The organism is Pseudomonas sp. MPR-R2A5 (assembly GCF_058793055.1).
This window is the reverse complement of the sequence record NZ_JBXAFK010000019.1, coordinates 24,029-41,888: the sequence shown is the minus strand read 5'-3', so window position 1 is coordinate 41,888 and position 17,860 is coordinate 24,029. Positions and strand designations below refer to the sequence as shown.

General features: G+C 60.5%; 14 protein-coding genes. 2 read left to right on the top strand and 12 right to left on the bottom strand.

All coding sequences use genetic code 11. The annotated features are described in order from the left end of the window. Positions 1-140 precede the first annotated feature (140 nt). Positions 141-1,199, top strand: coding sequence for a quinolinate synthase NadA (gene nadA, locus AC1Q6I_RS15225; protein ID WP_024077137.1), 1,059 nt, complete (start codon positions 141-143; stop codon positions 1,197-1,199). Between the two features lie 135 nt (positions 1,200-1,334). Here the strand turns inward: nadA and AC1Q6I_RS15220 are convergent, their stop codons facing one another. From AC1Q6I_RS15220 to arcD (AC1Q6I_RS15165), 12 genes are all read right to left on the bottom strand, one after another. After that, positions 1,335-1,823, bottom strand: coding sequence for an RDD family protein (locus AC1Q6I_RS15220; RefSeq protein ID WP_024077136.1), 489 nt, complete (start codon positions 1,821-1,823; stop codon positions 1,335-1,337). Between the two features lie 107 nt (positions 1,824-1,930). Further along, on the bottom strand, positions 1,931-2,143 hold the full coding sequence (locus AC1Q6I_RS15215; protein WP_024077135.1) for a cold-shock protein: 213 nt from the start codon (positions 2,141-2,143) through the stop codon (positions 1,931-1,933). Positions 2,144-2,530: 387 nt separating this feature from the next. Continuing rightward, positions 2,531-3,655 (bottom strand): glycine cleavage system aminomethyltransferase GcvT, encoded by a 1,125-nt coding sequence (gene gcvT / locus AC1Q6I_RS15210; protein ID WP_069076931.1) that lies wholly within the window; start codon positions 3,653-3,655, stop codon positions 2,531-2,533. A gap of 39 nt (positions 3,656-3,694) precedes the next feature. Beyond that, positions 3,695-5,071 (bottom strand): L-serine ammonia-lyase, encoded by a 1,377-nt coding sequence (locus AC1Q6I_RS15205; RefSeq protein WP_024077133.1) that lies wholly within the window; start codon positions 5,069-5,071, stop codon positions 3,695-3,697. Between the two features lie 143 nt (positions 5,072-5,214). Next, positions 5,215-8,064 (bottom strand): aminomethyl-transferring glycine dehydrogenase, encoded by a 2,850-nt coding sequence (gcvP, locus tag AC1Q6I_RS15200; RefSeq protein ID WP_102623792.1) that lies wholly within the window; start codon positions 8,062-8,064, stop codon positions 5,215-5,217. Between the two features lie 10 nt (positions 8,065-8,074). Next, positions 8,075-8,458, bottom strand: a complete 384-nt coding sequence (gene gcvH / locus AC1Q6I_RS15195; RefSeq protein ID WP_024077131.1) for a glycine cleavage system protein GcvH — start codon at positions 8,456-8,458, stop codon at positions 8,075-8,077. 413 nt (positions 8,459-8,871) lie between these two features. Then, positions 8,872-10,380 carry a transcriptional regulator GcsR gene (gcsR, locus tag AC1Q6I_RS15190; protein WP_102623790.1) on the bottom strand — a complete coding sequence of 503 codons (1,509 nt, stop codon included), beginning with the start codon at positions 10,378-10,380 and terminating at the stop codon, positions 8,872-8,874. A 189-nt stretch (positions 10,381-10,569) separates the two neighbouring features. After that, positions 10,570-10,932: a DUF5064 family protein gene (locus AC1Q6I_RS15185; RefSeq protein ID WP_102623789.1), complete on the bottom strand. Its 363-nt coding sequence runs from the start codon at positions 10,930-10,932 to the stop codon at positions 10,570-10,572. An 18-nt stretch (positions 10,933-10,950) separates the two neighbouring features. Next, the gene (arcC, locus tag AC1Q6I_RS15180) at positions 10,951-11,880 is read right to left on the bottom strand and encodes a carbamate kinase (RefSeq protein WP_102623788.1); all 930 of its coding nucleotides are present in this window, start codon (positions 11,878-11,880) and stop codon (positions 10,951-10,953) included. Positions 11,881-12,028: 148 nt separating this feature from the next. Then, positions 12,029-13,039, bottom strand: a complete 1,011-nt coding sequence (locus tag AC1Q6I_RS15175) for an ornithine carbamoyltransferase (RefSeq protein WP_024077127.1) — start codon at positions 13,037-13,039, stop codon at positions 12,029-12,031. Between the two features lie 69 nt (positions 13,040-13,108). Beyond that, on the bottom strand, positions 13,109-14,365 hold the full coding sequence (arcA, locus tag AC1Q6I_RS15170) for an arginine deiminase (RefSeq protein ID WP_024077126.1): 1,257 nt from the start codon (positions 14,363-14,365) through the stop codon (positions 13,109-13,111). Positions 14,366-14,389: 24 nt separating this feature from the next. Continuing rightward, positions 14,390-15,817, bottom strand: a complete 1,428-nt coding sequence (gene arcD, locus AC1Q6I_RS15165) for an arginine-ornithine antiporter (RefSeq protein ID WP_024077125.1) — start codon at positions 15,815-15,817, stop codon at positions 14,390-14,392. Positions 15,818-16,263: 446 nt separating this feature from the next. Between arcD (AC1Q6I_RS15165) and arcD (AC1Q6I_RS15160) the strand changes: the two genes are divergently transcribed. Continuing rightward, positions 16,264-17,691 carry an arginine-ornithine antiporter gene (gene arcD, locus AC1Q6I_RS15160; RefSeq protein ID WP_024077124.1) on the top strand — a complete coding sequence of 476 codons (1,428 nt, stop codon included), beginning with the start codon at positions 16,264-16,266 and terminating at the stop codon, positions 17,689-17,691. Positions 17,692-17,860 lie beyond the last annotated feature (169 nt).

The following is a 17,860-nucleotide window of genomic DNA, read 5'->3' as shown; positions in this document are numbered from 1 at the left end:
TCGATATTCTGTAGCCTTGCCCAGCTTCACTTTAACCCGTGCTTGATGAACACCCTCACTTCGTCCGGCGGCGCCCGAAGGGCTCCAGAGCCGGTGGTACACTCGACTTTCGCGCAACTGCGCCTGCAGGTCTTGCGAACATGACGCAAATTTCCGAACGCCTACTGGTTCAAGCCCACCTCGACGCCAAGCAGCCCAAGGTCCTCAGTGCCGATGAAGAGGCTGGCCTGCGTACCGCCATCGCCGCCGAGCTGAAAGCTCAGGACGCGGTGCTGGTCGCTCACTTCTACTGCGACCCGGTGATTCAGGCCCTGGCCGAAGAAACCGGCGGCTGTGTCTCCGATTCCCTGGAAATGGCACGCTTCGGCGCCGCCCACCCGGCCAAGACCGTGCTGGTCGCCGGTGTGCGTTTCATGGGCGAGACCGCCAAAATCCTCACCCCTGAAAAACGCATCCTGATGCCGACCCTGGAAGCTACGTGCTCCCTCGACCTGGGCTGCCCAGTGGATGAGTTTTCGGCGTTCTGCGATCAGCACCCCGAGCGCACCGTGGTGGTGTATGCCAACACCTCGGCGGCGGTCAAGGCGCGGGCGGATTGGGTGGTGACCTCCAGTTGTGCGCTGGAAATCGTCGAAAGCCTGATGGATAACGGCGAAACCATCATCTGGGGCCCGGACAAGCACCTGGGTACCTACATCCAGCGCCAGACCGGAGCCGACATGTTGTTGTGGGACGGTGCCTGCATTGTCCATGAAGAGTTCAAGTCCAAGCAGTTGGAAGATATGAAGGCGCTGTACCCGGACGCCGCGATCCTGGTGCACCCGGAGTCGCCGACGTCGGTGATCGAGTTGGCGGATGCGGTGGGTTCCACCAGCCAGTTGATTGCCGCGGCGCAGCGTCTGCCCAACAAGACCTTCATCGTCGCCACCGACCGCGGCATCTTCTACAAGATGCAGCAGTTGTGCCCGGACAAGGTCTTTGTCGAAGCGCCTACCGCCGGTAACGGCGCGGCATGCCGCAGCTGCGCGCACTGCCCGTGGATGGCGATGAATACGCTGGAGCGCACCTTGCAGTGCCTGCGTGAGGGCAGTAACGAGATCTTCGTCGAGCCTTCGGTGATCCCGCAGGCGGTGCGGCCGCTCAAGCGCATGCTGGATTTCACTCAGGCTGCGCGCCTGAAGCTGGCCGGTAACGCCTGAAACGAAGCGAGCTCGGTTAAAAATGTGGGAGGGGGCTTGCCCCCGATGACGGTGTGTCAGTCAATAGAAATATTGAATGTAGAGCCGCTATCGGGGGCAAACCCCTCCCACATTTTGATTTCAGCAGGCAGGGAGTTATTTCTTTTGCTTCGGAATTCTCACCAACTGCGTATCCGAGTAGATGTCATGCCAGCTGCGTTTCTGCTTGTCGAACAACGACCAGATAAACCCCAGCCCCACGCACAACCACGACGCAATCGACACCACAAAGCGTAACAGCGCCTGCCACAGGCTGATCCGCGAGCCGTCGGCGTTCTGTACGCGCACGCCCCACACCTGCATGCCCAGGGTCTGCCCGGAATGGGTCCAGAATTTGGCGAAGAAGCCAAACAGCACAAAGAACAGAATGGTCGACAGCAGCGGGTCGCCGTCCAGCGCGCCGGACTCGGTGAGAGTGCGCATTTTCGCTTCGCCCACGAATGCGATCCACACCAGTTTGTAAAGGAAGGCGGTGACGATCAGCAGTGCGGTGCACAACAGGAAGTCATAGAACATCGCTGCCAGGCGACGGCCCAGGCCAACGGCGGGGAACTCGCCTTGGGGGCTCAGCAGGGGTTTTGACATGGCAGGGCTCTCTGGAGAAAAAATGCATTTTACGGGGCAATGCCCCTGCGGCGCCCATAAAAAAGCCCCTGATGGTGACATCAGGGGCTTTTTGTCGCAGGGAAGTATCAGCCTTCGGCGATCACTTCATCAGCTTGCATGCCTTTTTGCCCTTGCACAGCAACGAAAGTCACTTTCTGGCCTTCTTTCAGGCTCTTGAAGCCGTTGCCCTGAATAGCGCGGAAGTGTACGAACAGATCCGGACCGCTTTCTGGAGTGATAAAACCAAACCCTTTTTCGTCGTTAAACCACTTGACGGTACCGCTCTTACGTTCAGACATTTTCTTATTTCCTTGACGCTAAAAATTGATGACAGCCCCTTCGCATGAAAGAGTACTGGGCTGGGTTGCAGGAAAGTAAGAGACGTCGAACGGGTTGTAGCAAGCTTTGGCTACTGCCCAGGTCAGGTTCCAAGCGACCCATGCAAACACAGTGGACAAACTCTACGACAACTAATGCAGAAAAAACAAGCCCTGCCAAAAGCCCAGGTTTTGCTTGGCCTCATGACACTTCGTTGAATAATGTGGAAGCGACTTATTCGATAGAATGGGTCACTTGTTATAGGTTAATTCCTTTAACAAAGACTATCGTTGCTGCACTGTTTTATGGCGGTTGCGTTACAGATTAGTGCACATTAACGCAACCGCGTTACTTATAGGAACAGTCAATCAGCCACGATAGTAACGCTGCGGCACAAATGGCATTTTACTTACACGAAGAGGTACCTTTTTCCCACGCACCAGCGCAGAGACTTGGGTATCCAGCGCGATGAATGCACTGTCCAGGTAACCCATGGCCAGTGGGCCGCCCAGGCTCGGGCCAAAGCCACCGCTGCATACGCTGCCGATCACGGTGCCGTGTTCATCGACGATCTCTGCGCCTTCACGTACGGGGGTGCGCTCCTGGGGCAGCAGACCTACGCGCTTGCGGCTGACGCCGGCCTGCTGCTGGGTGAAGATGCGATCGGCGCCCGGGAAGCCGCCGGCACGTGCACCGTCAGCCCGACGGGCCTTGGAGATCGCCCACAGCAGGCTGGCCTCGATCGGCGTGGTGTCGGTGTTCATGTCATGACCGTACAGGCACAGGCCGGCTTCCAGGCGCAGCGAGTCACGCGCACCCAGGCCGATCGCCTGTACTTCGGTTTCGGCGAGCAGGCTGCGTGCGAGGCTTTCGGCGTTGGCGGCCGGCACCGAGATTTCAAAGCCGTCTTCGCCGGTGTAGCCCGAGCGGCTCACGTAGCAGTCCACGCCCAGCAGGCGCAGGGAGGCGAACTGCATGAAGGTCATCTGCGTGACTTCAGGTGCCAGGCGAGCCAGTACCTTCACCGCAGCCGGGCCTTGCAGGGCCAGCAGGGCGCGTTCTTCGAACAGCGGCTCAATGCTGCATTGGTCGCCGATCCGCGCACGCAGGTGCGCCAGGTCCTGGTCCTTGCAGGCGGCGTTGACCACCAGGAACAGCTCGTCGTTACCCAGGTTGGCGACCATCAGGTCATCGAGGATGCCGCCCTGGTCATTGGTGAACATGGCATAGCGCTGCATGCCCACTGGCAGGTCAATGATGTCGACCGGTACCAGGGTTTCCAGGGCCTTGGCGGCATTGGCGCCGGTGAGGCGGATCTGGCCCATGTGGGACACGTCGAACAACCCGGCCTGTTCACGGGTGTGCAGGTGTTCCTTCATCACGCCCAGTGGGTATTGCACCGGCATGTCATAGCCGGCGAAAGGCACCATGCGCGCGCCCAGCTCGATATGCAGGGCGTGCAATGGGGTTTTCAACAGGGTTTCGGTGGACATATTCAGCTCCTGAAAAACGTACTGGCGCGCAGTTGGGCGTCAGCACTCGATAATGTTGACCGCCAAACCGCCACGGGCGGTTTCCTTGTATTTGCTTTTCATGTCGGCGCCGGTCTGGCGCATGGTGCGGATGACCTTGTCGAGGGATACAAAGTGCTGCCCATCGCCGCGCAGGGCCATGCGCACGGCATTGATCGCCTTGACCGAACCCATGGCATTGCGCTCGATACACGGTACCTGTACCAAGCCGCCAATCGGGTCGCAGGTCAGGCCGAGGTTGTGTTCCATGCCGATCTCGGCGGCGTTTTCCACTTGGGAAACGCTGCCGCCCAACACTTCGCACAGTGCGCCGGCCGCCATGGAGCACGCCACGCCGACTTCGCCCTGGCAGCCAACTTCGGCCCCGGAGATCGACGCGTTTTCCTTGTACAAAATGCCGATGGCGGCGGCGGTGAGCAGGAAGCGCACCACGCCGTCTTCATTCGCGCCCGGGATAAAGCGCATGTAGTAATGCAGCACTGCCGGCACGATCCCGGCGGCACCATTGGTGGGCGCTGTGACCACGCGGCCGCCGTTGGCGTTTTCTTCGTTGACCGCCAGGGCGTACAGGTTGACCCAGTCGAGTACCGACAGCGGGTCGCGCAGGGCCGATTCGGGGTTCTTGCACAGTTGGCGATGCAGGGCGGCGGCGCGGCGCTTGACCTTCAAGCCGCCCGGCAAGATGCCTTCGTTGCGACAACCGGCGCTCACACAGTCCTGCATCACTTGCCAGATCTTCAGCAAGCCGGCGCGGGTTTCTGCCTCAGGGCGCCAGGCACTTTCGTTGGTCAGCATCACCTGGCTGATGGACAGCCCGTAGGTGGCGCAATGGCCAAGCAAGTCCTTGGCGTGCTTGAAGGGGAAGGTCAGGGGGGTGGTGTCTTCGACGATCCGGTCGGCGCCGGCGGCGTCTTCATCCACCACGAACCCGCCGCCGACCGAGTAGTACTCGCGGCTGCGAATCTGGATACCCGCGGCGTCAAAGGCCCGAAAGATCATGCCGTTGGGGTGGTAGGCCAGGGGTTTGCGAATCATTGCCAGGTGTTCTTTCTCGTTGAACGCAATGCTGTGTTCGCCGAGCAGGTTCAAGCGACCGTCGCTGCGCATCTGCGCCAGGCGTGCGGCCACGGTTTCGGTGTTCACGGTGTCCGGGTGTTCGCCTTCCAGGCCCAGCAGCACGGCCTTGTCGCTGCCGTGGCCTTTACCGGTGGCGCCGAGGGAGCCATAGAGTTCCACCTTGATGCCGGCGGTGGCGCTCAGCAGGTTGTCCCGCTTGAGGCCCTCGACGAATCGAGCGGCCGCGCGCATAGGGCCGACGGTGTGGGAGCTGGAGGGTCCGATGCCAATCTTGAACAGGTCGAACACGCTTAACGACATGAGTTGTTCTCCGGTTTCTTATTGTTCTTGAGGTCATACGCGGTCAAGTGTGGGAGGGGGCTTGCCCCCGATAGCGGTGGGTCAGTAGAAAGTTCTGGTGACTGACACTCTGCCATCGGGGGCAAGCCCCCTCCCACATTTGATTACGCGTAGCTCTCGATCGAAGGGCACGCGCATACGAGGTTGCGATCGCCAAACACGTTGTCGACCCGGCCAACCGGTGGCCAGTATTTGCCTTCGATCAACGAAGCCACCGGGTACACCGCCTGTTCACGGCTGTATGGGTGGCTCCATTCGCCCACCAGTTCCGCCGCGGTGTGCGGGGCGTTTTTCAGTGGGTTGTCGTCCTTGTCCAGGGTGCCGTTTTCCACCGCTCGGATTTCTTCGCGGATGGCGATCATCGCGTCGCAGAAGCGGTCCAGTTCTTCCTTGGATTCACTTTCGGTGGGCTCGATCATCAAGGTGCCGGCGACCGGGAACGACATGGTCGGTGCATGGAAACCGAAGTCGATCAGGCGCTTGGCCACGTCATCCACGCTGATGCCGCTGCTGTCTTTCAGCGGGCGCAAGTCCAGGATGCATTCATGCGCTACCAGGCCGTTGCTGCCGGTGTACAGCACGGGGTAGTGCTCTTCCAGGCGACGGGAGATGTAGTTGGCATTCAGGATCGCCAGTTGCGACGCACGCTTGAGGCCCGCACCGCCCATCATGCTGATGTACATCCAGGTAATCGGCAGGATGCTTGCGCTGCCAAAAGGCGCTGCGCACACCGCGCCTTCCTTGCGCGCCATGGCCGCGTGGCCCGGCAGGAATGGCGTGAGGTGCGATTTGACGCCAATCGGGCCGACGCCCGGGCCGCCACCGCCGTGGGGGATGCAGAAGGTCTTGTGCAGGTTCAGGTGGGACACGTCGCCACCAAACTTGCCCGGTGCGCACAGGCCGACCATGGCGTTCATGTTCGCGCCGTCGATGTACACCTGGCCGCCGTTGTCGTGGATGATCCCGCAGATTTCGCGGATGCCTTCCTCGAACACACCGTGGGTGGACGGGTAGGTGATCATCAGCGCGGCGAGGTGTTCGCGGTGCTCGATGGCCTTGGCACGCAGGTCTTCGATATCCACGTTGCCCCGGGCATCGCAGGCGGTGACGACCACGCGCATACCGGCCATGTTGGCGGTGGCCGGGTTGGTGCCGTGTGCCGACGATGGGATCAGGCAGATGTCGCGACGGGCTTCGCCACGGCTCTGGTGATAGGCGCGAATGGCCAACAGACCGGCGTACTCACCCTGGGAACCGGCGTTCGGTTGCAGGGAGATCGCGTCGTACCCGGTGGCCGCGCAGAGCATGGCTTCCAGGTCAGAGGTCAATTGCAGGTAGCCGGCGCTTTGCTCGGCTGGGGCGAAGGGGTGCAGGGCACCGAATTCAGCCCAGGTCACCGGGATCATTTCGCTGGCGGCGTTGAGCTTCATGGTGCATGAACCCAGCGGGATCATGGTGCGGTCCAGTGCCAGGTCCTTGTCGGCCAGCTTGCGCAGGTAGCGCATCAGCTCGGTTTCCGAGTGATAACGGTTGAATACCGAGTGGCTGAGGATCGGCGACTGGCGCAGCAGCGCGGCGGGCAGGGTGCTGTCGACGCTGGCCGCCAGGGCGGCGAAGTCCGGCAGGGCTTTACCGTCGGCCAATACGCTCCACAGGGTCTCGATATCGGCCTGGGTGGTGGTTTCATCCAGCGACAGGCCCAGTCGCGCAGCGTCCACGACCCGCAGGTTGATGCGTTGGGCGCGGGCTTTGTCGTGCAGCGCGGCGGTGTGAGTGCCGGTGGCCAGTGTCAGCGTGTCGAAGAAGGTGGCTTGTTCAACCTGAAGGCCCAAGGTGGTCAAGCCCTTGGCCAGGATCGCGGTCAGGTGGTGAATGCGCTGGGCGATCTGGGTCAGGCCTTTAGGGCCGTGGTACACGGCGTACATGCTGGCGATGTTGGCCAGCAGCACTTGGGCAGTGCAGATGTTGCTGGTGGCTTTCTCGCGGCGGATATGTTGCTCGCGGGTCTGCATGGCCAGGCGCAGGGCCGGCTTGCCGAAGCGGTCGACCGATACACCGACCAGACGCCCCGGCATATCGCGCTTGAACGCATCCCTGGTGGAGAAGTACGCCGCGTGCGGGCCACCGAAGCCCAGCGGCACGCCGAAGCGTTGCGCGCTGCCAATGGCCACGTCGGCGCCGAACTCACCCGGTGGGGTCAGCAGGGTCAGGGCCAGCAGGTCGGCGGCTACCGCCACCAGCGCATGGGCGGCATGGAAGCGTTCAGCCAGTTCACGGTAGTCGAACACGTCACCGTTGCTGGCCGGGTATTGCAGCAGTGCCCCGAAGAACGGGCTGACGTCGGTCAGTTCGCGCTCATCGCCCACCACCACATCGATGCCCAATGGCTCGGCACGGGTGCGCAGCACATCGAGGGTTTGCGGGTGGCTGTGGATCGAGGCAAAGAAGGCATTGCTGCCTTTGTTCTTGCTCAGGCGCTTGCAGAAGGTCATGGCTTCGGCGGCCGCGGTGGCTTCGTCGAGCAAGGAGGCGTTGGCGATCGGCAGGCCGGTGAGGTCGCTGATCAGGGTCTGGAAGTTCAGCAGCGCTTCCAGGCGGCCTTGGGAGATTTCTGGCTGGTACGGGGTGTAGGCGGTGTACCAGGCCGGGTTTTCCAGGAGGTTGCGCAGGATCGGCGACGGCGTATGGCAGTTGTAGTAGCCCTGGCCGATATAGGTCTTGAACAGTTGGTTCTTGCCTGCGATCGCCTTGATCCTGGCCAGTGCCTCGGCTTCGCTCAGGCCGTCTTCCAAGCCAAGCACGCTGGTGCCCTTGATGCTTTCAGGGATCACGCTGGCGCTCAAGGCTTCCAGGGAGTCAAAACCCAGGCTGGCGAGCATCTGCTGCTCATCGTCCTGGCGCGGGCCGATATGGCGGGCGATGAATTCGTTGGCGGTGCTCAGGTTGATACTCATGGCGCGCTCCTCAGGCTTCGGCGTTGGCTTTGATCAGACGGTCGTACGCGTCCTGATCCAACAGTTTAGCGATAGCCTCGGCATCGGCCGGTTTAAAGCGGAAGAACCAGCCTTCGCCCATCGGGTCTTCGTTGACCAGTTCCGGGCTGCCGTCGAGCTTGTCGTTCACTTCCAGCACTTCACCGTCCAATGGCATGTACACGCCGCTGGCGGCCTTGACCGACTCAACGGTGGACGCTTCGGCGCCCTTGGCGTAGGCCTGCAACTCTGGCAGTTGCACGAAAACCACATCACCCAGCGCGTCCTGCGCGAAAGCGGTGATACCCACGGTGACGCTGCCGTCAGCTTCGGCGCGCAGCCATTCGTGATCTTCAGTGAAACGCAACTCGCTCATGGAAACTCCTCGGGGCCAGATTCGTCTGGTGGACGGGATTGGAATAATGGGGAGTTGCTTAGCAATATTGCGGCCAACGTTATTAATTCGTTAAAAATCAACAAGTTAATAAAATGGGTTATGACGTTATGCGTTTTGCCTGTAGCGATTTCGCTACAGTCCGGCCGTCTAAAAAAAGCCTATGTGGATCAAAGCCTTGCATGGCGCGTAAAAAACAGGGTTGTAGCGATATCGTTCCACTGTAGCGCTTTCAGTACAGTGGATGTCGTTCTCAGACCCTTTTTTGAAACGTGGCCCTGTAGGCGCGAGCGTGCTCGCGAAGATCGTCAACGATGACGCAAGCAGCCTGGATGAACGCCGCACCCTTGGGGTTTTCGCCAGCAAGCTTGCGCCTGCAGTGGGCAGAGCCCGGCTCAGGGCTTGTTCGGGATGCCGTACTTGCGCAGGCGATGGGCGATAGCGGTGTGGGAGGTTTGCAGGCGGCTCGCCAGTTGACGGGTCGAGGGGTAGCTGGTGTAGAGCTTCTCCAGCAGGTTGCGCTCGAAATCGTCCATAGCCTGTTCCAGGCTGTCGATCTCGCCATCGCTTTGGCGGGCGACCGAGGTGCCGGCGATATCCAGGTCACCAATGTCCACCAGGCTGCTTTCGCAGATGGCAGCTGCGCGGAAGATCACGTTCTGCAACTGCCGCACATTGCCCGGCCAGCGGTTGCCGAGCAGCGCCGGATACGTGCCGGGCGCCAGGCGGCACACCGGTCGCTGGATCTGGGCACAGGCCTGCTGCATGAAGTAGCGCGCCAGCAGCAGGATGTCCTGGCCGCGCTCGCGCAGGGGCGGCACTTCGACGTTGAGCACGTTGAGCCGATAGAACAGGTCTTCGCGAAAAGTCCCCTCGCTGACCATCTTTTCCAGGTCGCGGTGGGTCGCGCTGAGGATGCGCACATTGACCTTCACTTCGCGATCACCGCCGACCCGGCGAAAGCTGCCGTCGTTGAGAAAGCGCAGCAACTTGGCCTGCAGGTACGGCGACATCTCACCGATCTCATCCAGGAACACCGTGCCCTGGTTGGCCAGCTCCATCAGCCCCGGCTTGCCACCGCGCTGGGCGCCGGTAAACGCACCGGGGGCATAGCCGAACAGTTCGCTTTCGGCGAGGTTCTCCGGCAGCGCCGCGCAGTTCAGCGCCAGGAACGGTGAGCTGTACCGCGCACTGATGGCATGGCAGGCGCGTGCCACCAGTTCCTTGCCGGTACCGGTCTCGCCCTGGATCAACAGCGGTGCATCCAGTGCGGCCACCCGCTGCGCGCGCGCCTTGAGGGTGCGGATCACCGGGGACTCGCCCAACAGTGCATCGAAGCCTTCGGCATGGTCGTGGTGCAGCGCAGACAATTGCTCGCCGATGCGGTTGGGCTGATAGAGCGTGAGCAGGGCGCCGGCATCGGTGATCGGGGTGGCATCCAGCAACAAGGTCTGGCCGTTGACGTTGATTTCGCGCAACGGCAAACGAAAGCCCTGTTCCAGCAAGGTGTCCAGCAACGCGGGGTCATTGAACAGCTCGGCAATGCTTTCCCCGGCCGGCTCGCGGCCGTACAGGGCGATCAACGCCGGGTTGGCCAGCAGGATCGTGCCGGCGCTGTCCAGGGCCAGTACCGGGTCGGTCATGGCCGCCAGCAGGGCGTCGAGTTGCAGGTGGCGACGTTGGCCGGGGAGGATGTCGACCACGGTGACCGACTGGACGCCGTGCACGCTGAACAGTGCATCGCGCAACTCTTCGAGGACTTCGGCACTCAGGGTCGGCGCGTCGATGTAGACGTTGGGCGGCACCATTTCCACGGCATCCAGGTTGAGATTGCGCCCACCGAGCAAGGCCAGGACTTCCTGGGTGATGCCGACGCGGTCGATGAAGCTGACGTGGATACGCATGGGGCGCTAACAATTCTGGGGAGCGAGAGGCGGCAAGTATGCCTTGGCGCGGATGGAGATCAAAATATGGGAGGGGCGGTGCGACGATTCAACATGCTCCCGATGGCGGTGTGTCAGTCAGCTGATCCACCGCCATCGGGAGCAAGCCCCCTCCCACATTTTGAGCAGTGTTGTGTCAGTGCAACCGGGTTATGCCAGGTGTTCAGGTTTGATCGGGTCGCCGGATTTCACATCCAGTTGATGCCGTACATCCTCGAACATCTGGTCGTACTGTTTGTGCATCGATCCATTCAACACGGCGATCTTCGGCATGCCGTATTTCTGCGCGATGTTCATCGCATGCCGCGCAAAGTCGAAGGCCTGGTCCTTGGGCAGGAAGAACTCTTCCTTGAGGTCCTTGCCCTGCACCGAGCCGTGCAGCTTGAACAGCATGCCCTTGCCTTCCTTTGGGTCCTGGCTGATTTCGTAGTCAATACACAGGTTGTAGCTGTAGTCCTGGGTATTCAGCGCGTGACGTTCAACGTGCAAGTGACCGGGTTCAAAGGTGGCCATAGGCGTATCTCCTCTACTTCACAGATAGGTGATGCCAGGTGTTGCCGTGCTGATGCGTGTGCCGGCACTGCCCTGGACGATGGCTTCGATGTCGGAGAGTGAACCGATCACTGCGGTTTTGCCAGTCTGGCGGGCGAACTCGCAGGCTGCTTGCACCTTGGGCCCCATGGAGCCGGCGGCGAAACCGAGTCTTTCCATTTCATCCGGGTGGGCCTGGCCGATAGCCTTCTGGGTCGGTTTGCCAAAGTCGATATACGCCGCGTTGACGTCGGTGGCGATCACCAGCAAATCGGCTTCCAGTTGCGATGCCAGCAGCGATGAGCACAGGTCTTTGTCGATGACCGCTTCAATACCCTTGAGCTTGCCGTCTTCGCCATACATCGTTGGAATACCGCCGCCGCCGGCGCAGATCACGATGCTGCCCTTTTCCAGCAGCCATTGGATCGGACGAATTTCAAAGATGCGTTTCGGCCGCGGGCTGGCCACGACGCGGCGGTATTTATCGCCATCCGGGGCGATCGCCCAGCCTTTTTCAGCGGCCAGTTGCTCGGCTTCGGCCTTGGAGTACACCGGGCCTATGGGCTTGCTGGGGCGCTGGAAGGCCGGGTCGTTGGCGTCCACTTCGACCTGGGTGAGCAGGGTGGCGAAGGGCACTTCGAAGTCCAGCAGGTTGCCCAGTTCCTGTTCGATGATGTAGCCGATCATGCCTTCGGTTTCCGCACCGAGCACGTCCAGCGGGTAGGGCGATACGCTGGTGTAGGCCGCAGCCTGCAACGACAGCAGGCCGACCTGCGGGCCATTGCCGTGGGCGATGACCAGCTCGTTGCCGGGGTGGATCTTGGCGATCTGTTCGGTGGCAATGCGGATATTGGCGCGTTGGTTGTCTGCGGTCATGGGTTCACCACGGCGCAGGAGGGCGTTGCCGCCCAGGGCTACGACGATGCGCATAATGCAATCCTTCTAGAGCTCGTAATCCTTTGTAGGAGCGAGCTTGCTCGCGAAGGAGGTCAACGATAACGCGCCCATCCTGAATGAACGCGGTGCCCTTGAATTTTTCGCGAGCAAGCTCGCTCCTACAGTGGGATCGCAGCAGGGTTTAGATATCCGCGAGTGCCGACACCAGGATCGCCTTGATGGTGTGCATGCGGTTTTCCGCCTGCTCAAAGGCAATGTTGGCCGGCGACTCGAACACTTCTTCAGTCACTTCCACACCATTGGCCAGGTTCGGATAACGCGCGGCGATGTCCTTGCCGACCTTGGTCTCGCTGTTATGGAACGCCGGCAGGCAGTGCATGAACTTCACGCGCGGGTTGCCCGAGGCTTTCATCATCTTGGTGTTGACCTGGTACGGCAGCAGTTGCTCGATACGTTCGTCCCACGCTTCCACCGGCTCACCCATGGAGACCCAGATATCGGTGTGGATAAAGTCCACGCCTTTGACCGCTTCTTTTGGGTCTTCGGTGATGGTGATACGCGCGCCGCTTTCTTCGGCAAAGGCCTGGCATTGCTTGATGAAATCTTCATGGGGCCACAGGGCTTTTGGCGCGCCGATGCGCACGTCCATGCCCAGCTTGGCGCCGATCATCAGCAGTGAATTGCCCATGTTGTAGCGTGCGTCACCCAGGTAGGCGTAGCTGATGTCATGCAGCGGCTTGTCGCTGTGTTCGCGCATGGTCAGGGTGTCGGCGATCATCTGGGTCGGGTGGAATTCAGCGGTCAGGCCGTTGAACACCGGCACGCCGGCAAACTTGGCCAGCTCTTCGACGATTTCCTGCTCGAAGCCACGGTATTCAATGGCATCGAACATGCGGCCGAGCACGCGGGCGGTGTCTTTCATGCTTTCTTTGTGGCCGATCTGCGACGACACCGGGTCGATATAGGTGACGTGAGCGCCCTGGTCGTGGGCTGCCACTTCGAACGCGCAGCGGGTGCGGGTCGAGGTTTTTTCAAAAATCAGCGCGATGTTCTTGCCTTGCAGGTGTGGACGCTCGGTGCCGGTGTATTTGGCGCGCTTGAGGTCGCGGGACAGGTCCAGCAGGTAATGCAGTTCGCGGGTGGTGTGGTGCATCAGCGACAGCAGGCTGCGGTTGCGCATATTGAAAGCCATGGTGGATCTCCTTCTGTTCAGGTTATCCCCTGGGCCGACGCCTTATGAGCGGCGGCCAAGGTTTGAAAGTTAGTAGTCGATAGGGTCGCGGATGATCGGGCAGGTCATGCAGTGGCCGCCGCCACGGCCCCGGCCGAGTTCACCGGCGCTGATGGTGATGACTTCCACGCCGGCCTTGCGCAGCAGGGTGTTGGTGTAGGTATTGCGGTCGTAGCCGATGACCACGCCCGGTTCCACGGCGACCACGTTGTTGCCGTCGTCCCACTGCTCGCGCTCGGCAGCGAAGCTGTTGCCACCGGTTTCGACGACCCGCAGGGCCTTGAGGTTGAGTGCTGCGGCCACGGTTTCGAGGAAGTTGGTTTTCTCCCGTTGAATATCGATGCCGTGTGGCTTGCTCTCGTCAGGGCGCAGGGTGAAGGGCACGATCTGGCTGACCACTTCGGGGAAGATGGTGACCAGGTCGCGGTCGCAGAAACTGAACACGGTGTCCAAGTGCATTGCCGCGCGGGATTTTGGCAGGCCGGCAACGATCACCCGTTCCACGGCTTTGTTCTTGAACAGGTTGCGCGCCAACTGGCCGATGGCCTGGTGGGACGAGCGCTCGCCCATGCCGATCAACACCACGCCATTGCCAATCGGCATGACGTCGCCACCTTCCAGCGTGGCGGCACCGTGTTCCTGGTCGGGGTCGCCATACCAGATTTGGAAGTCGGCGTTGGTGAACTCGGGGTGGAATTTGTAGATGGCGCTGGCCAGCAGGGTTTCCTGACGTCGCGCCGGCCAGTACATCGGGTTGAGCGTCACGCCGCCGTAGATCCAGCAAGTGGTGTCGCGGGTGAACTGGGTGTTGGGCAGCGGCGGCAGAATGAAGCTGGCGTGGCCGAGGAAGTCGCGGAACATCTCGATGGTTTTGCCACCGAAGCTGCTCGGCAGGTCATCGGCCGACACGCCACCAATCAGGAACTCGGCGATCTTGCGTGGCTCCAGGCTACGCAGCCAGGAACCGACTTCATCGACCAGGCCCAGACCGACGGTGTTGGAGGTGATCTTGCGCTCCAGGATCCAGTCCAGGGCTTCGGGGTTGGCAACGATGTCGGTCAGCAGGTTGTGCATTTCCAGCACATCAATGTCCCGCTCGCGCATCTTGGTGACGAAATCGAAATGGTCGCGCTTGGCCTGGGCCACCCACAACACGTCATCGAACAGCAATTCATCACAGTTGTTGGGGGTCAGCCGCTGGTGGGCCAAACCTGGGGAGCACACCATGACTTTACGCAGTTTGCCGGCTTCGGAATGTACGCCGTACTTCACTTTTTCCGTGGTCATTACAGATCCTCCAGTGAGCAACAATTACATAGTCAGGAAGCCGGCGTAGAGCCCATAGGCGGCCACCAGGGCGCCAATGACCACTGCGACGAAAATCAGCTTCTCGACGTTGGTGAAAATCGGTTTGCCCAGTTCATGCTTGGCCTTGGCGAACAGGATCGCGCCAGGGGCATAGAGCAGGGCGGAGAGCAGCAGGTATTTGGTGCCGCCGGCATACAGCAGCCAGACCGCATAGATCAGCGCGATCGCGCCGATGACCAGGTCTTTCCTGCGTTCGCCCGCGGCGTTTTCGTAAGTCTCGCCACGTACCGCCAGCAGCAGCGCATAGGCAGCGGACCACAGGTAAGGCACCAGGATCATCGAGGTGGCGAGGTAGATCAGCGACAGGTAGGTGCTGGCGGAAAACAGCGTGATCACCAGGAATAACTGGACCAGCGCGTTGGTCAGCCACAGGGCGTTGGCCGGCACATGGTTGGCGTTTTCGCGGCGCAAAAACTCCGGCATGGTGTGGTCCTTGGCGGCGGCGAACATGATCTCCGCACACAGCAGCACCCACGACAGCAACGCACCGAGCAGCGAGATAACCAGGCCGACACTGATCAACACGGCGCCCCAGTGGCCCACGACATGCTCCAGCACGGCAGCCATCGATGGGTTCTGCAACTTGGCCAGTTCCGGTTGGGTCATGATCCCGAGGGACAGCACGTTCACCAGCATCAGGAACAGCAGCACGGTGATAAAGCCGATCACGGTGGCCTTGCCCACATCCGAACGTTTTTCGGCACGCGCCGAGAAGATGCTCGCGCCTTCGATGCCGATGAACACCCACACGGTGACCAGCATCATGTTGCGCACCTGGTTCATCACGCTGCCCAGGTCCGGGTTTTTCAGGCCCCAGATGTCAGCGGTGAAGATGTCCAGCTTGAACGCGAACACGGCGATCAACACGAACAGCACCAGCGGCACGATCTTGGCGACGGTGGTCACCAGGTTGACGAACGCCGCCTCCTTGATCCCGCGCAGTACCAGGAAATGCACGGCCCAGAGCAGGACCGAGGCGCCGATCACCGCGGCCGGGGTGTTGCCCTCGCCAAAGATCGGGAAGAAGTAACCGAGGGTGCTGAACAGCAGCACGAAATAGCCGACGTTACCCAGCCAGGCGCTGATCCAGTACCCCCAGGCGGACGAGAACCCCATGTAGTCGCCAAACCCGGCCTTGGCGTAGGCATATACGCCGCCGTCGAGGTCGGGTTTGCGGTTGGCCAACGTCTGAAACACGAAGGCGAGGGTCAACATACCCACGGCCGTGATGACCCAACCAATCAGGACAGCGCCAACATCGGCACTGGCCGCCATGTTTTGCGGCAGGGAGAAGATCCCGCCGCCAATCATTGAACCCACGACAAGTGCAACCAGTGCACCGAGTCGAAGTTTTCCGGCAGATTCAGACATTGCATAACTCCAATGCAGGAGAAGAGAGACCACAGAATAATTCCGTGCGCTATTCAAACAGCTGACTCAGATCACATCATTGGCACATTCCATTGTGAATTAATGACTTAGGCTGAAAAGCCGCGGGCAGCACTTTTCTTCGCAAAGGCGCTTTCCAGAGCGATCTGTGCGGTATGGTCAATCTTTTAGTGCAATGCGTGGACGTTTGAAGCTAGTCATTTTTTCTGAATGTGCAAACTTTTCCAAAAGGCGACGATAAGTAGCTTGGAGGCGACAAAGTATTCGTCGTATTTAAATTCTAAATAAGCCTAAACTATGAAAACTGTCATGCCCTTGAGTTATGAGCGTGGCAGTTTTATCGCGGTCTTTAATAAACGCTACACTCGCTGAGTTAATTAGTTGAGTGCACGGTTGTCAGCTCAAACGTTATTGATTCAGGAGTCTGCATGTCTCAACCGGTCCAAAAACTTCGGCTGGGTGCCCTGATTGCCCTGGTGGTGGGGTCGATGGTGGGGGGCGGGATCTTCTCCCTGCCACAGAACATGGCCGCCCGCGCCGAAGTGGGCGCGATATTGATCGGCTGGGGCATCACCGCCGTGGGCATGTTGACCCTGGCGTTCGTGTTCCAGACCCTGGCCAATCGCAAACCGGGATTGGATTCCGGGGTGTATGCCTATGCCAAGGCCGGTTTCGGCGACTACATGGGGTTCTCGTCCGCCTGGGGGTACTGGATCAGTGCGTGGATGGGCAACGTCGGCTACTTCGTGTTGCTGTTCAGCACCCTCGGTTACTTTTTTCCGGTGTTCGGAGAGGGCAACACGCCGGTGGCCATCGGTTGCGCGTCGGTGCTGCTATGGGCTGTGCATTTCCTGGTACTGCGTGGGATCAAGGAGGCAGCGTTCATCAACCAGATCACCACCGTGGCGAAGATCGTGCCGCTGCTGCTGTTTATCGTGATCGCTGCCGTGGCATTCAAGGCGGATATTTTCACCCGTGATATCTGGGGCCTGGGCAATCCGCAATTCGGCAGCGTGGTGGACCAGGTGCGCAACATGATGCTGGTGACGGTGTTCGTGTTTATCGGCATCGAAGGCGCCAGCGTGTATTCGGCGCGGGCGGAGAAACGCTCGGACGTGGGCCGCGCGACCGTGATCGGGTTTCTTGGCGTGCTGGCGCTGCTGGTGCTGGTGAACCTGCTGTCCCTGGGCATCATGAGCCAGCCGGAACTGGCGCAATTGCAGAACCCATCCCTGGCCGGCGTGCTGGAGCATATTGTCGGCCCCTGGGGCGCATTGCTGATCAGCATCGGCCTGGCGGTATCGCTGGTGGGCGCGTTGCTGTCGTGGGCGTTGCTCTGTGCGGAAATCCTCTACGCCACTGCCCATGACAAGACCATGCCGGCCTTCCTGAAAAAGGAAAACGCCAACCAGGTGCCGGTCAATGCGCTGTGGCTGACCAATGTGATGATCCAGCTGTTCTTGGTGATTACGCTGTTTTCCCACAGCACCTACACCACCCTGATTTACCTGGCCTCGTCGATGATCCTGGTGCCGTACCTGTGGTCGGCGGCCTACGCGGTGCTACTGAGCGGGCGCGGCGAAACCTATGAAGGTGCCCCGCACCATCGCATCAAGGACCTGCTGATTGGCTTGATCGCTTTGGGCTATGCCGTGTGGCTGCTCTACGCCGGAGGCTTGAAATACCTGCTGCTCTCGGCGTTGCTGTATGCCCCTGGGGTGATTCTGTTCGCGCTGGCCAAGCGCGAGCAGGGCCAGCCCTTGTTCAGCCATGTGGAAAAAGGCATTTTCGGCTGCGTGATCGCCGGTGCGGGGTTGGCGGCGTATGGGCTGTATAGCGGGGTGTTGTCGTTGTGAGGCTGGCGTATCAGCCGCCCGATGACAAGGCGGCTATGGTGGGTTTTCTATCGGCGTGGTATTTGCGGACATCGCTGGGTCGGGGGATTGATAGTGGCTGTGCTGGCCTCATCGGGGGCAAGCCCCCTCCCACAGGATGACTGAGTATTTCCTTCGAAATGCGTTCGAG

Bases quoted from the DNA above. Each gene is read 5' to 3' on its own strand.
- nadA (WP_024077137.1), top strand. From the start codon at position 141: ATGACGCAAATTTCCGAACGCCTACTGGTTCAAGCCCACCTCGACGCC.
- AC1Q6I_RS15220 (WP_024077136.1), bottom strand. From the start codon at position 1,823: ATGTCAAAACCCCTGCTGAGCCCCCAAGGCGAGTTCCCCGCCGTTGGC.
- AC1Q6I_RS15215 (WP_024077135.1), bottom strand. From the start codon at position 2,143: ATGTCTGAACGTAAGAGCGGTACCGTCAAGTGGTTTAACGACGAAAAA.
- gcvT (WP_069076931.1), bottom strand. From the start codon at position 3,655: ATGTCCACCGAAACCCTGTTGAAAACCCCATTGCACGCCCTGCATATC.
- AC1Q6I_RS15205 (WP_024077133.1), bottom strand. From the start codon at position 5,071: ATGTCGTTAAGCGTGTTCGACCTGTTCAAGATTGGCATCGGACCCTCC.
- gcvP (WP_102623792.1), bottom strand. From the start codon at position 8,064: ATGAGTATCAACCTGAGCACCGCCAACGAATTCATCGCCCGCCATATC.
- gcvH (WP_024077131.1), bottom strand. From the start codon at position 8,458: ATGAGCGAGTTGCGTTTCACTGAAGATCACGAATGGCTGCGCGCCGAA.
- gcsR (WP_102623790.1), bottom strand. From the start codon at position 10,380: ATGCGTATCCACGTCAGCTTCATCGACCGCGTCGGCATCACCCAGGAA.
- AC1Q6I_RS15185 (WP_102623789.1), bottom strand. From the start codon at position 10,932: ATGGCCACCTTTGAACCCGGTCACTTGCACGTTGAACGTCACGCGCTG.
- arcC (WP_102623788.1), bottom strand. From the start codon at position 11,880: ATGCGCATCGTCGTAGCCCTGGGCGGCAACGCCCTCCTGCGCCGTGGT.
- AC1Q6I_RS15175 (WP_024077127.1), bottom strand. From the start codon at position 13,039: ATGGCTTTCAATATGCGCAACCGCAGCCTGCTGTCGCTGATGCACCAC.
- arcA (WP_024077126.1), bottom strand. From the start codon at position 14,365: ATGACCACGGAAAAAGTGAAGTACGGCGTACATTCCGAAGCCGGCAAA.
- arcD (WP_024077125.1), bottom strand. From the start codon at position 15,817: ATGTCTGAATCTGCCGGAAAACTTCGACTCGGTGCACTGGTTGCACTT.
- arcD (WP_024077124.1), top strand. From the start codon at position 16,264: ATGTCTCAACCGGTCCAAAAACTTCGGCTGGGTGCCCTGATTGCCCTG.